Origin of the sequence: Parachlamydia sp., assembly GCF_050255895.1 — a bacterium.
GTDB classification, from domain to species: domain Bacteria; phylum Chlamydiota; class Chlamydiia; order Chlamydiales; family Parachlamydiaceae; genus Parachlamydia; species Parachlamydia acanthamoebae.
The window spans coordinates 1-14,598 of sequence record NZ_JBFWIR010000078.1; the positions used below are offsets into that span (position 1 = coordinate 1).

Sequence of the window (14,598 nt, forward strand, 5' to 3'; positions counted from 1 at the left end):
AACGGAGGCAATGCCTCCCAGAGGAATTAAATTTAAAGCCCAATCTTTTTTTGTCCAACCATCTGTGATGGAATCGCGAAAAAACGGTCTATTATTGTTGATACTCATATATTGTTGACACTCTAATATTTATAATGATCTTAGGGCAATGACCAAAAAGGTTGAAATCCTTAACGTGCTTTATAATCCGAATTCTGAGCTGACCCCAAGAAATCAACTCCAGCCCAATCAATTGTAATGGCTCGGCAAATGATTGAAGCGAGTAAAGAAGTCAAATCTCCTCGACCTCTCCACTTCATTCAAATGAGGGAAAGCCGTGGGAAAGGTAAATATTCTTTAGACTATAATTTAAGGTTTAAACATGTATGTTATCCAGAAGACATAAATTTACTAACAATTTCAAAGTCTTCTTAGTTTGGTCCTGTTTTTGCCTATGTAATCTAATAATCGACTCACAAGCTTCTCCAATTCGCTTGAATTGTGGTATGAGGAATTCTCCTGGTAGCCCTTGGACAAATGTCTTTCCACATAGAGCAACATGAAGAGTGCCATTAATTAACGAATCAAGGTGCAAAAATTTTTTTATATTTGACATCAAACTACAATCTGATTTTAAAATCGTCGCCATATCTTCTAAGCTATACTCTGCTTCAATGAAACTATTAATAATTTTTAATTGATTTTGTAATTCCTGCGATTGCTGCACGAAGAGTTCTCGATTAGGGTGAAATTCATGATCAACATTGAAGAACTCCAACCCGATGGCCGCATATCCTGCGCTAATTAACTCATTCATGTTCTTGCAAAACTCTTGCACCATCTTAGATTCAATAACGTCTAGGGTCTCATCGATTAATGGTTTAATAAGTATTGCCCAATTTTGTTGCATCATCCGATCATCTGTGCGTTGTTGTATGATACCCACAATATTTTCAAGAACATTAGGAGCCTTGCATCCTACTTGAATAAGTTGACCAATGATCCCAAACCATTCCTTTTGCCTTATCGGATCAATCTCCATACTTGCTTGTCGTGTGGCATCTTTCAGAGCATTATCAGACTTGCATCCTGCAGTAATTAACTGTTGAATGACCTCTAAATATTGTTTGCGGATAGTCAGATCTTTTACCTCCTCGATTAGTCTCACCAAAGGCTCAAGAGCATTATCAGACTTGCACCCTGCAGTAATTAACTGTTGAATGACCTCTAAATATTGTTTGCGGATAGTCAGATCTTTTACCTCCCCAATTAGTCTCACCAAAGACTCAAGAGCATTATCAGACTTACAGCCTTTACTGATGAGGAGGTTTATGATTGCTGCATATTCTGTCAACATAGAGGAGGACTTGCATTTAAGGATAATTTCCACTATGAATGGAAGCAGTATCTCCGCGGAGTCAACCACCTCTTTTTGACCTTCTGGTGAAGCTAATATTTTTCTTAGACTTCCTATAGCTCTACTTAAGATTATTTCCTGAATGGCTTCGACCGGTGATTCTAGAATATAACTCTGATGATCTATTCTAGGAGGCAATTTTAACTCTGCGAGAACGGCATTATCATTGAAAGGATCTCTCTCATCCGCGCCTACGATGCTTCCTGTGATTGTCAATTCTTCCTCTTGGTTATCCATATCGGGGATTGACGAGTCTGCATGTAACCGCCTCTGCAATGCTTGAGGGTCCATGATCCAGTGCTTGAAATGTGTCGCTTCATGGAGAAAACTGTAGACAAAAGGAGCTTCTACTATTTGTCGTTCGCCGTCTTCATTAATACTTGTATAAAATATTTTTTTGGCAAAATTTAATGAAATGCTTGAAGTGATGGGATTTAACATATTTCCACCAATAAGATCATCATTTTTGCCCTCTAAAATAGTTATGGATTTTCCTGATTCCAACAATTCTGGCAAAAGTGTACGTCCGATTTTTAACTCCGCAGCTGCACGGATAATTTCTTTCACTTTTTCTGAAAACCCCGGTTTGCCTTCAAACTCGTTCGTCCCCTTGGTTGCGTAATCGATGAATTTATCAGCAAGACGAGAACAATCTAAAGATTGAATTGTATTCATTTTATTAACCAAATAATTTTTATTTTAAATTTTACATAAAAATAATATAAAAGTCACGATTTATTTTATTATTGAAAAATTCCATATTATAATTCGTGAACATCATCAAACATTTGAATAAAGGGCTGGCCGGGATTTTGAACGTATGCACCACATGCATCTTAAGAATTGGGTTAGACTCGGGTCCCAACAACCATTTGAATTGCCGGAGTAGTATTCCCTATATTCGTATTAATCTGCTTCTGCTGATCCTTTTAGCACCTTAATATGAGAATATCGCTTCATTAATCCAAGTGGCGGCTGGTGACATGAATGTTGGGTCTATCCCTATCTGAGGGGAGGGACTGAAAAAATTACTTTGTTGGCGGGTTCATGTATTTTTTCTTTTGACACAAAGTTTTAACAAAAATAACAACTTTTTGTCTTAGCGCAAGTTTCCGAAACAATGATTGTCATACCCAGCTTCTAATATTTGATAGGAATATAACACCCACAAACCATCTACCTAGTTAAAATTGAAGAAAGAGAAAAACTAGAAAATGAAACAAGAAAATTTCAAGGTCAATTATTTAAGACATTACGTAAAACATTTAAAATGAAAAATGAAAGTTTTATAAACCTTTATAAAGCAAAGCATCCGAGTTTAAAAATGAAGTTTTCTCCTAGAATAATTCAAAGAATTTCTGGTGTTTTTGGCATTAACAAAACTCTTTTCTATTCCTCTCATTTTGCTGAAATTTAAGAATGAGCAGTTAATTAGGAATACATCAGAAAAAATAACGGATGAGCATAAACTCTATCCACTAGAGAAAGCCATTAGAGTAGTTGGCGCGACACACCCTAGAAATTACATAAACTTTAAAATTCTCCCTCCAAAACTTGAATGAGTTAGTTTTCCTGTCTTCTGCAGAATTTTTCGCTGTGCTGTCCATGCCCACCATGAAGTAGGTTCTCCAGTTTTAGCCTCGTGTATAATGGCGGCAAATACATCCCACATACAGGGGTCATGACACTTTCCTGTTAATTTCTCTAACTGTTCAAATAAGTGTGTAGCATCCTCATGTACTAGTTCATCTACTGAATGAATACCTAGAATATCTAGGTCCCTTAGCGTTGCTTTTCCAACATTTTTTAAATCTGATAGATTCTTTTTGACTGACATCCTCTACCCATTTATTGCACTGCAAAGTTCGACTAAAAAGCCATTATTGTCTCGAACATACGAGACTATTTGGCCCCACGGTTTTTGAACAGGTTTAGCAACTTCTACAGCTCCGAAATTTACTGCATGTTTGAATTTTTCCTCTACGCTCTCAACTACAAACGCAATTTCGGCACCAGCAGGTTGTTCTTTTTGTCGATTTGGTCGGAATTGAAGAGAAGCCATTGCAAAATTTTCATTAGCAAATGCCAGAGTTGTTTGGCCTGTTTCCATTTCTGCGTATTGATTACTCTCATGCATAAATCGAAGTTTGAGTCCAAATGCTTTTTCATAGAAAGAAATAGTCGCAGATACGTCTAAGACGTAGATGATAATGTAGCCTAGATGCATGTTATACTCCATGATATACATAAATATTGTAGGCAATTGTCTCATAAAGAATCCAAAAAATCCATTAAGTTCTTGTCGTCACGCCAATGCTTTTTTATCTTTTTGCTCGATACCTCACAGCATGCTAAAGCTTTAGCCTTCATCTCAAGGTCAACTTCAACGTAAATATTCGTTGTGTTGATAGAAACATGTCCGAGCCAAGCCCGAATAGTATTGATATCTACACCAGCGTGAAGAAGATGAGTTGCAGTAGTATGTCGAATTGTATGAGGACTGATACGTTTCTTTTCTAAAGAAGGGACAATAAGCGCTGTCTTAACGTGTCTCTTGACTAATGTGTGAATACCAAATCGGGTGATTGGCTCTTTACGATGGTTAAGAAATACATGTTCATTCGGTCCTCTTTCATCCATAAGAGAGGTTAGTTCATTAACTGTATCATGCCAAAGAGGACAGCGGCGTAATTTATCACCCTTTCCTCTAATAAGGATGATGGAAAAGTTCTTTTTTGCATTGTAAGCGATATCAGGATCCTTAATTTTCAATTGAGCAGCTTCATCTGCACGAGTACCGGTATTGAACAAAAATAATAAAAGGGCATAATCACGCTTTCCTTGATCTGTCGACGCCATTCAACATGTTCTGGGCTATTAAGACCGACAAATTCAGCAAAAGCATGAATCGCGGCTAAAACGTAGATTTCTCGTAAAGCTACCCCTTGTTTCATAGACCCATCTCTTTTCGGTAATTTTCCAGAGATGTCACTCCTTTGGAACATTTTTCTTCATCAAACCAGCTGGCGAGCTGGCGGATAAGAATATTCCGAGAAACGTCAATTCCTTCAATAACTCCAATATCAGGCACTATCGTAAAAATGACCCCATGATTTCTAAACCTCGGATTTGAACCAATGCTTATACAATTATTTCTCCCATGGGAAAGGCGTCGTAGTTGGCGGAGGGACTTTTTCTTCATTTAACTTTCCACTTACCACATCTAAAAGCGTTCCTACAATTTGGCTAGTTGAATTCGTTTGATTTCTCGCAATTAAGGCACTTATTTTCCCCGCAGCTTGTGTAATGTTCACATTTGCTTTATCAAGTGTGCCCGTTATAGGAATTTGCATAACATAATCTGCTGATAAATCCTCAATTCCGAAGGCATGATTAATCGCTGGTTTTGTAATCCCAACCACAAGGTCAACTTTATCTTTCGGAATGGAGACATTTCCCCATAAAGCAAGAGGATAGTGCTCTGCAAAAAGCATATCCATCCGCTGCAGTTTCAAATTACCATCCTGCATGCTAAAATAAAGAGGTGTAAACCAAGCTGTAATTTCCGGGTTGTTATTTCCTTTAAGAAACGTTAGAAGTGTGCGAATGATGCCATTGTTAATGAAGGTCATCTTTCCTAGCACAAGTGTACCTTTTGCAATTTGGACAGATTTGATATCAAAAGGACTTAAAGTAAGAGAAAAACCTTTTGCATCGAGAATAATTTGGAGCATTTCATCCGATTTAATGACCTGACTAAAGGGGGGAAGAATATCCTCCAAGATTTCATTTCCAAATTCAGGAGTGGCTTTTACTTGGACAGTTAAAGGATTTGAAAGAGTTAAGTGTCCATTTTCCAACTGACCATCAAGAGATAGCTTTCCGTTTTCACCTGAAATTGAAACATTCAAAGGACCCTGTAGATTCTCAAGTTTAGCTGATATATTGGCGGAGACCTCTGCTCCTATAAGAGCCTCTATTTTTTTTGAAAGTTGCTCAGATGCCACTAATTTTGTAAAAAGAGGTAAAGAGAACTTCTGCATCTTGACATCTAGATCAAGATTTGCAGCATTTAGATTAATTTTTTCATCTTGAAAAATCCCTTTAGCAGAACCCTTTGCAATAAGAGCTGTTTGTTGACTATCTTCAGCTACGTTCAAAGAAAATTTAATTTCACTTAAAAGATTATCAGACGATGTGTCAAAATTTAAGGTCGAAAAATTCATCTGCTTTTTTGACGAAAGATTGACAATTTGGATTGGAGTTGTAAAAAAATTAAGATCAAAATGACTGTTGCTCAATTTAGTCTGCCAGTTTTCTCCATTTAAAAGAGAAAAAGCGCTTTTATTCAGCTTAAATTGAATTGTACATGGTTGCAAAAGGGCATATTTTTGTGTGCTTTGAGGGAGCAAAAGCTTCTGTAATTGATCAAAATCATTTGGGTTTAGAACGAAATTGCCTTTTAAGGGCGCAAGAATTTTAACCTGATCGTCTAATACTAAGGTTCCCTCACCTTGCCAATCACTTCCTTGAGCATGGAATTGCAAGTTTCCTTTTCGTTTTGCCACATCATCTACAGTCAAAGAAAAATCAGAATTGAGTGTTGGACCTAAAACCACAGGTAATGCGGGGTGAAGATCCCACAAGTTAAGATACACTAGTGGAAAATTGTAAGCGGTTCCTTTCGCCGTAAATTGTTTTTTCTTATGGATGTCAGAACTCCAAGTTCCATCCAACTTAAGTATAGGGGAGTCTTTCTCCGCTGATTGAAACCCTTCAAAATGATAGGGAATGAGCAGTGTGAGGCTTTTTTCATAATAAGCTTCACCTGCACAGGTAAAGTATAATTTGGGTAGAAGGTTTCCTTGTCGCGAGGGTTGCATCAGGCCCTCTAGATGATAGGGTGTGGTCTCTTTCTCAAAATTGTGTGAAAGACTAAGCTTAACATCCTCAAACTGGAATGTGTTTTCACTTGCGCTTTTTAAACTGGGTAATTGAACTTTTGCTTCCATTTCAGCCTTGTGCGGTTCAGCAAAAGAAAGATTCAAGCGGTTGATCATGAGCTGAATTTTATCGGACAGATTAAAAGCAAACCGATCTTCGAATAAAAATTGATTCAATTCTTGCGTCGATTGCAAAGTGATTAAAGCCGGGGCAGATAAAATAAAGTTAGAATCTTGCACAACTCCGTCTATTTTACCTTCAGCTTGTTTAGATTGAAAAAGAGCCTGAATTTCTGATGTTTCACCAACACTTTTTTGCTTAATCGCAAGATCAACTGTTTGACCGATGATTTTCTGGAGTTCCATTTCTGGTTTGATCAATAATTCTAAAAGCCCAACGGGAAGGTTTTTGATATCTGCTGAAATATGCAATTCGGGAGATAAATTTGCATTGAATTGAAATTGTCCTACCGAATGTTTTCCTGTCTTAATGGAGCCTGTGGCATAAGCCTCTCGATTTCTTGTCGATAAGCTGGCATTTACGTTCTCTAAAATGGTGGTCGCAATGGGTTTAAGGTTCTCAGAAGTTGGACTTCGCAGATCAAAAATCTCATGAAAATTCGTTTCATGAGGGTTAAGCCACTCGATTTTAGCATTCAAATTGCTAACACCGAAATCTAGCTGCCTTTGCCATAACAGTTTTATGGGAGAGGTTGGAAGAGAGATGTAATCAATGGATAAAACTTTTTCACCTTGTGCATCATAAAGTTTTAGTCCAGAGATTTCCTGTGAACCCAACCAGCCGAATTGCATTCGATCTATCGATAAATGACCTTGAATTCTCTTATTAAAATCTTCTAAAAAATTGTTCTTAGCCCATTCTGTCGATACAATAGAGGGGAGAGAAATCATAAAAATGGCACTAAACGCTATTAGGAGGCATAAACCCCAAAGGAGTATCCGAGAGAATTTTTTCATAAAGATCCTTTTATTCGCGGGTAAGTTTTACTCGACAAGATGTTGGTTGAAGTATCTGAAAAAGAAGTGGCTTTTTCAAGATAATTCAGACGGAAAGATTTAAAATTGTATTGGCAAAAGGGGAATGGTTAGATTTGCATGTGCTTCATCTAGCTTTTTTAGATTATCACGTATCTCATCCAAATATAAGCTTGGACGTATAGCAATTTGTTCAATAGAGTCCTTTTCAATTGCTTGCAAAACGCGTTGATAGGTTAGTTCGCGCAAAGGTAAAGCTGGTTGAAAACCTTGATAACAGCTATCTGATTGAATTTTTAAAAGGATTCCGCCTTCGGTTAAAGAATCGGTGAGATCAAGCGTGTTTTCTAAAGGGATTCCTAGCTCACGCGTCAAAGTTAAAATGGAGAGAGGGGAACGTCCTTCGATCAAGGATTCCATGCACTTTTTTACAATTAGCAAAGCCGCGGAATTTTTAGAGACCATTTCAGGTTTATCAGACGCAAAACTATATTGAAGCGCATCACTTTCAGCATTAAAGGCGAGTTCAGCTCCCATTAAAACAATCAACCAGCTAATTTGCAGCCAAATAAAAAACAACGGAATCGCGGCCAAGCTACCATAAACTGCACCATAACTTGAAAGATAGATTTGAATGTGAATATATATCCACTGCACTATTTGATAAAAAGTGCCAGCAATAATTCCTGCAAAAACCCCATAACGCAGTTGGACCTGTGTATTAGGAATAAGCAAATAAATAGCGCTAAATAAGATCCAGCTCACTACTAAAGAGAAAAAGTTAACAATGACAACCATTACAGGGTGAATGACTGCTGTGCCAATAGCGGCTTGAGTGGCGATGCGGATTTGCGCCGCTAAAAAAACAATCGCACTACTCCCAATTGCTAATAATAAAGGACTTAAAATAATAAGAGTGAGGTAATGTGTGATTTTTTTGCCAATGGAACGGGCTATTTTGATATGCCAGATGACATTTAACGATGTTTCAATACTTCCCAGCAAACTGAAAACAGACCAAAAGAGAATCAAAACTCCAAATCCCGCAATCACACTGCTTTCGGCATGGTGAAGGGTATTATTGGCGAATTCTAAAATTTGGCGGGTAATCTCTTTATTTTCCTGAAATTTTTCCAAAATGGATGATTCAAGCGCATCTTGAAATCCAAATCCTTTAGCAATCCCAAAGGCTACAGCTAAAACAGGGACAATTGACAAAAGGGTGTAAAACGCTAGAGAAGCACTTTTCGCGTAACAATCATGCTCGATAAATCCCCACACAGCGGCTTTTGAAATGCGAACGATTTTTTTGAGAAGTTTTGATGGTTTCCACTGTGAGAATAACGACGACACATCCATAAGAATAATTCCTTGTATTGTCTTCATTATGCCTGTTTTTCTTACAAGTGTAAAGATACTCAAAAATAATTGACACCAATCGATTGAATTTCAATCATCCGCTTTACTGAACCAGCAAAACCGAATAAGGCTTTTTTTATGCATGTAACCTCTCTTAAAAATCTTTGCTTCAATCATTTAATTACATCACAAACCAAATCGGACCAAGCCATTATTCCCTATAAAAAAATTTCCGGCTCCTTACTCAATGATTTTTTTCATTACGTCGTAACCCAAAAAATTGAAACACAAAAAATAAATAAAATAGATAGGCTACTAAATTGCGACAAAAATTTATATGAAAATTTAATGTGTATAACATCAAGTGATCAAAGTATTGGTTTTGAGAAATTCCCTTCCAATATTGTGAAAGGTCTGTTCAATTATGTCATTAGATTGGATTTTACCTGTAAGGTAAAGGTGAAATTGCCAGAAAATAAAATCTTAAAAATCAAAATTTTTCCTTCCGAAACAGTTGAAATTCTAAAAAAAATAATAGGTATTAAAATTGACGTTTCTCCGCATCACTTTAAATTACTTTACAAAGGATATTGTCTTAAAAACTTGAATAAAGATTTATTTTCGTACAATTTTGAAAAAGGGAAAAAAGTTTCGGTTAAATTAAAATATCGAAACATTCGAAGGTACGAAGATGTTAAAAATAAACTTAGTTTAATAAACAGAGAACAATTCGAACTAATCAGTTCGTTTTTTGCAGAAAAAATATTGTTCATTCAATCCTGTTTCTCTCAAAACGTGAGAAAAAATGGCATTGTGCAGAGTGAAATCATTCATCATCTTATGCATTCAAAAAAACAAAAAATTCCTTCACGCATGGAATTTTTATGTTTCATTCAGGAGTACATCGAGCAGATGCTACGAGAATCTTTTTTTGCTCAGATAGAATGTTTTATGGAAAATGGTTTAAGCTTACCTATATTTTATGCTTCAGGAAAAATAACGCATTTTATCGAACAAATTGAAAATGATTTTCGAATCAAGCTCAATTTGGACTACTTCAAAATCAACCATGGCTTTCATCTAAAGGTGAATAAGAAGAACTGTAATGGAAATAACCTATGTTTTTCATTAAGAGAAGAAATTGGGATAATGGGTACGGCAAATCTAAAGATCAATCAATTTAAAGATATTAATTTATGGTTCTAACCAACGAAAGCTTAAAGTTTACTTTCTAAATAGCGCTTAAGATACAACGCATTATTGTGCTCTGTGTCTTTAGAGCTATAAAGAAGAGTAATTGTTTTGGCATGTAAATCTTTGATTTTCTGAATAGCTTTTGGATTGCCATTCAATTCTTGGGCGTATTTGTTTTGGAATTCATCCCACTTTGAAGGATCATGAGAAAACCATTTTCGAAGGTTGCTGCTGGGAGCTATTTCTTTTAACCAAAGGTCATAGACAAGATTGTCTTTTTTGATGCCTCTTGGCCAAAGACGTTCCACTAAAATGCGCAATCCATCATCTTTAGAAACAGGATCGTAGACTCTTTTGAGTTTGATTTCCATATGCATCACTTTTGTATGCTGCAACTAGAGATTGCAGCATACATATAAAGTTTTATTTGGTTGCTTCAACTTTTTTCAGAACCTTTGAACGCATATCTTCATCGGGAATTAATTTGGCTATTTCTTTTGCTTGTTCTTTTTCACCATAGGCATAAAACAAGCTAATAGCTAACTCCCTTAGAATGAAAGATCTACTTTTGTGGTCATAGATTGTTTTTAGATTTTCAAGCATTTGCTTGCGTAGTTCATCAATTTTGCTTTTCTCTTTATTAGAAAGGTAATACTCCATGATATGAATAAAGGCAAAATTTCTTGAGATCGGGGAAGGAAGTTGCTTTGCTAGTTTCAGAGCTTGCTCTGGATCCTTGCTAGCAAGAGCGATTCTTATCCATACAAAAGGTTCCATTTCGGGGGTCGGCGTTAGCAACTTGGCAAATTTTTTAGCTTGATCGATCTCTTTTGCAGGTAGAAGATAGCCTTCAATTGTATCCGAAATTAAAATATTTCTTTCTTTTTCATCGGTTATTAGCTGAATTGCTTCAATTGCGGAACTCCACTCTTTTTCTGCAGCCAACTGTTTTGCTATTTCATGAATGCGACTGCTTTCCTGATTCTTGCCTTTTTTTGACTTAAGTTCTTTTAGTTCATCTTTTAAGCGTTGACTTGAAGCGCCTTTTTGTTCGACTTTTGTGCTCATACTAAATCCTTTTGATAGTGATTGATAAACTCAGTCTGAGTTAGTCTTATTAGATCAGAGCGACGAGAGGAGTTAAGTCTTTTTATGCTTTAGACCTAATTCAAGACTAAACATAGTTAAATTCAACCTAAAACAAGAACTTAATAGCGTCAATAAAATTTTAAATAAAAAATATTAATGCCTTTACCTTTGATAAGTTGCGTAGTAATTTGAAGGAGGAATTCATGAAAATCAAAGCAATTATATGTGGAGCGAGCATGGTGGGAGAAGGCGTTCTGATCGAATGTCTTAATCATGCAAATGTAGAACAGGTTTTAGTCATCAATAGAAAACCTGGAGGTTTGTCGCATCCAAGACTATGCGAAATTATTCATGCTGATTTTTTAATCTTAAGCGCATTGAATCGCAATTGGTTGAATACAATGCTTGTTTTTTTGTCTGGGTGCTTCATCCGTTGCTATGAATAAGGAGAAATATAAGCACATAACTTACGATCTCACACTGAATTTTGGGCAACTTCTAGCCCGACTCAATCCAGAGATGACTTTTGTTACGTTACAGGCACAGGGACTGACAGCAGGGAGCAAGGAAGGACGAATTGCATGGGCGCGTGTAAAAAAAGGGCCACCGAAAATGCCTTATTGCGATTGTTTAAGCACTCATACATGTTCCGTCCAGCTTTTATGAAAGTCACGCCTGGACAGAAAAATGTGAAGAGTTATTACAAGTTTTTTGCTTGGTTCTATCCTATTGGTCGGAAACTTTATCCATCGGGCTTTTGTACTTGCTGGAAGTGGGACAAGCTATGATTAATGCAGTTAGCAAGGGCTATCCTAAAACTCTAGAAGTGAAGGATATTGTTAAGTTGGCAAAGCTTAATTAATGTATGCACGAAGGTCACTTTTTTATCATTTTTTATAATCAATTTATTTATTTACAGTAACTTTTAATTTGTGGTACAATACAATTTTTAATTAAAATTATGCAGGTAAAGTCGTATTATGAAAATATTAGCGTTAATTGACAAAAGGGAAAGCGTTAATTCGAAATTGCATCTACAAATCCAGCAAGGTCGATTTTATCATGCATACCGCATTAATCTTGTAAAAAGTGATACGGAATTAGCCGTTGTTTCAATAAATATTTTTGAAAGATCTCTTGCTGTTCTGCTAAAAGCCGTCTGCATTGATTACAAAAAATTTGTTGTTAACAGAGCGATCAAAAAGATGGGAGACTATCAAGAAACTTTCAAAGATCAAAACGTAAATCCTGGCTTAAATTTTCAAGCGGATCATCAACCACCAACTCTTCAACCATTGCAACCTAAATTGCAGCGCCAGACTAGCAATTCCCGTCCAGTTTCTCATATTCAACCAGAAACGATTATAAGCAGACCAATATATTCTTCTTTTTCTATCTACCGACAAGAGCGAAAGGAACAAGGGGAACCTGTTGACCTTTTAATTGGTAGAGGAACTCTGATTAATGCCTGCACTCCTAAATTAAATGGCCGACGTTATGTGCTAGAGACTGGTATGAACAAGTCCTACCATCCCTTTACTGTTGATGCCGATTCTGATGTTCTTCCGGATTTCAAAGCTTCGATAACTAATCTAGAACAGATGGCTTATTTTCCTGATGAAAGTGTAGATGATATCTATTTAGAGCGGATTTACCCGGCTTCCACTTTAAGAAATGCCGGGATTTTCTTTAATGCAGCACGAATCCTAAAAAAGGCTGGCACGCTTGTGGTCGATTTTAATGATGGCTACCATACTGATATGGAACGAAAAAAACAAATAGAGGCTATGCGTTCTGTTTTTGATGAGTTTCGCATTCCTTTTACAATTAATGTGGCTATGCGTAATAGCGATTCAAGAAGCGATCTGGATTTTCCGAAATTTGTGTGCATTAAATACGATGATTTTGATCCGACATACTTGTTGGAAAAAAGCCGACTATTTGAGGCAACATTGAGGTTAGAGCAACTTTTTCGAGATAACAGAGCTGACTTTCATTGATAGATTTAATGTAAATAGTTGTAACAGAACAGTTAATAGGTCTCATCTCGCCCGGATGTGTCAAGTTCATACATAATGTAATCGGAATCGGAAGAGGGGGGCTTTAAACTTAGTTTATTTGTGTTTTCCATATAACGTCTGATAATGCATGTTATGTTGTGTTAAAGGGCTTTTTAAAGCCCTTTATCTGATCATAGATCATTTAACTTATTAAACTTCAGCAAAATGTGAAGGATAAAAAAGAGCTTTACTCACCCCGAAAATCTCTGAAACTTGTCGAATAGTTTCACGACTCATAGTTTTTATCCCGTTTTCGAGATTACTTAAAGTTCCATCACTCATCGGATAGCCAGGATTTTTTTTCTTATAAAGAGACTGAAAAATTTTTTGTGTCATCCCATGTGATGTCCGAAGCTCCATCATGAGTTGGCCTTGAAATTTTTCTGTTTCTTTCTGAAGTTTGACAATTTCTCTTTTAGCTACATTTAACGCATCATCTATTAGTTTTGCATGATGGCGGTTAATTTTCTGATCTATGGAAAGCGTTTTTTTATATTTATTCGCAATTGTCGCATCGATTTGGCTATTAATTTGATCTTCTGTATTTCCACTTAATTTGGCTATCAAATTTTTATCAATTTGCGATTGAGCTTGTTCAAATAAACGCTTTAAAAAGAGTATCTTATAGCTCTTCCTAGAAGGTAACTGAGCGCTAATTTTTTTTTGGAGATCCTCATACTTGCTTGTAGGATTAATTGCGGCTTGATGTATCTGATTTGAAAGTTGATTTATAGCGCTGGCTATGCCTTCTAATGAACTGTGGGCCCTTTGATTCACTTTCAATTCACGAACTTTACGGTTTGTTTGGAAACTTGAGATATTTAATAACTTGCAAAAAAAAGTGCGCATTGAATTATTGAGTTGCTCAAAAATCATATGGTAGAAGAAAGATTTAAGATTGTTTAATTTTAAATTTTTTTTAATGCTATTAAAGGTGTTTTCTAGCACAACCTTAATCACACTTTGAACTTCTTGATCTATTCGAATGATTTTATAGCGGAGCTTATAAATTGCAGGCCTTAAGCAGGCCATTTTTTGGCTAGAAAGCTCAATCCTTTGATTTTCAAGAAGCTCTCGCCCTTGTAAGCGATAAATAAGTGGAAAAACAGTTTGAATGAGACCATCAATTTTTTTGAGATTTTCAGTTAGAATGGATTGAGTCACCGCTATTCGCTTGAAGTGCGTAACTTTATCATTCAATTCGCTTTGTTTTATGCCAGTTGCTTCCTCTACAACAATTAAATCTTTCCCTGTAAAACGATTTAAAACAGCATTGTAATATAAATCATAAAAATGGTTTGGGATGCGAGATTCATTGTAACTTTTATGGCGCTCATGACGAATAATGACAGGAATTTCCTCAATCTTTTTTTTAATGAGCAGAGCGGTTTGATTTCTATCTACCGCATGATTGTCCTTTATTTGAACAATCATTTGCGAAGCTTCTTCAAATAAAGGATCCTTCATATTCAAATTTAACCAAAGATCTATATTTTCAGGCCGAATGACAAAAGGAATTAAAGAGGCAGCTTTCTTTCGGTAAAAATGCAAAACAACTATA

The 14,598-nt window shown here is 36.2% G+C and carries 14 protein-coding genes; 4 read left to right on the forward strand and 10 right to left on the reverse strand.

What is annotated here, in order from left to right:
* Window positions 1–355 precede the first annotated feature (355 nt).
* The 7 genes from AB7E63_RS11730 to AB7E63_RS11760 form a co-directional block, all read right to left on the reverse strand.
* Window positions 356–2,071 carry a hypothetical protein gene (locus tag AB7E63_RS11730; RefSeq protein ID WP_284452663.1) on the reverse strand — a complete coding sequence of 572 codons (1,716 nt, stop codon included), beginning with the start codon at window positions 2,069–2,071 and terminating at the stop codon, window positions 356–358.
* Window positions 2,072–2,918: 847 nt separating this feature from the next.
* Complete coding sequence (locus AB7E63_RS11735; RefSeq protein ID WP_006340788.1) at window positions 2,919–3,233, reverse strand: helix-hairpin-helix domain-containing protein; 315 nt, start codon at window positions 3,231–3,233, stop codon at window positions 2,919–2,921.
* A gap of 3 nt (window positions 3,234–3,236) precedes the next feature.
* Window positions 3,237–3,623, reverse strand: coding sequence for a VOC family protein (locus tag AB7E63_RS11740; protein WP_006340789.1), 387 nt, complete (start codon window positions 3,621–3,623; stop codon window positions 3,237–3,239).
* A gap of 41 nt (window positions 3,624–3,664) precedes the next feature.
* Window positions 3,665–4,255, reverse strand: a complete 591-nt coding sequence (locus AB7E63_RS11745) for a tyrosine-type recombinase/integrase (RefSeq protein WP_036746087.1) — start codon at window positions 4,253–4,255, stop codon at window positions 3,665–3,667.
* Between the two features lie 91 nt (window positions 4,256–4,346).
* Entirely contained in the window at window positions 4,347–4,487 is a 141-nt protein-coding gene (locus AB7E63_RS11750) for a hypothetical protein (protein WP_006340792.1), read from the reverse strand.
* Between the two features lie 58 nt (window positions 4,488–4,545).
* Window positions 4,546–7,317, reverse strand: a complete 2,772-nt coding sequence (locus AB7E63_RS11755) for a hypothetical protein (protein ID WP_036746090.1) — start codon at window positions 7,315–7,317, stop codon at window positions 4,546–4,548.
* Window positions 7,318–7,416: 99 nt separating this feature from the next.
* Window positions 7,417–8,721: a YihY/virulence factor BrkB family protein gene (locus AB7E63_RS11760; protein ID WP_428419571.1), complete on the reverse strand. Its 1,305-nt coding sequence runs from the start codon at window positions 8,719–8,721 to the stop codon at window positions 7,417–7,419.
* 321 nt (window positions 8,722–9,042) lie between these two features.
* Here AB7E63_RS11760 and AB7E63_RS11765 point away from each other — a divergent pair, with 321 nt between their 5' ends.
* Window positions 9,043–9,900 (forward strand): ubiquitin-like protein, encoded by an 858-nt coding sequence (locus tag AB7E63_RS11765; protein WP_428419572.1) that lies wholly within the window; start codon window positions 9,043–9,045, stop codon window positions 9,898–9,900.
* Window positions 9,901–9,911: 11 nt separating this feature from the next.
* Here the strand turns inward: AB7E63_RS11765 and AB7E63_RS11770 are convergent, their stop codons facing one another.
* Window positions 9,912–10,259: a DUF488 domain-containing protein gene (locus AB7E63_RS11770; RefSeq protein ID WP_006340797.1), complete on the reverse strand. Its 348-nt coding sequence runs from the start codon at window positions 10,257–10,259 to the stop codon at window positions 9,912–9,914.
* 52 nt (window positions 10,260–10,311) lie between these two features.
* On the reverse strand, window positions 10,312–10,956 hold the full coding sequence (locus tag AB7E63_RS11775; RefSeq protein ID WP_006340798.1) for a hypothetical protein: 645 nt from the start codon (window positions 10,954–10,956) through the stop codon (window positions 10,312–10,314).
* 224 nt (window positions 10,957–11,180) lie between these two features.
* On the opposite strand from AB7E63_RS11775, the gene AB7E63_RS11780 reads away from it, so the two are divergent.
* The 3 genes from AB7E63_RS11780 (at window position 11,181) to AB7E63_RS11790 (ending at window position 12,977) form a co-directional block, all read left to right on the forward strand.
* The gene (locus AB7E63_RS11780; RefSeq protein ID WP_006340799.1) at window positions 11,181–11,423 is read left to right on the forward strand and encodes a hypothetical protein; all 243 of its coding nucleotides are present in this window, start codon (window positions 11,181–11,183) and stop codon (window positions 11,421–11,423) included.
* A complete protein-coding gene (locus tag AB7E63_RS11785) occupies window positions 11,416–11,643 on the forward strand; it encodes a hypothetical protein (protein ID WP_428419573.1) in 228 nt (75 codons plus the stop codon). The genes AB7E63_RS11780 and AB7E63_RS11785 overlap by 8 nt, the downstream gene beginning before the upstream one ends.
* Window positions 11,644–11,957: 314 nt before the next feature.
* Complete coding sequence (locus tag AB7E63_RS11790; protein ID WP_006340800.1) at window positions 11,958–12,977, forward strand: hypothetical protein; 1,020 nt, start codon at window positions 11,958–11,960, stop codon at window positions 12,975–12,977.
* Window positions 12,978–13,187: 210 nt separating this feature from the next.
* On the opposite strand, the gene AB7E63_RS11795 is transcribed toward AB7E63_RS11790, so the two are convergent.
* On the reverse strand, window positions 13,188–14,598 hold a 1,411-nt coding region (locus AB7E63_RS11795; protein ID WP_428419574.1), incomplete at its 5' end, for a helix-turn-helix domain-containing protein.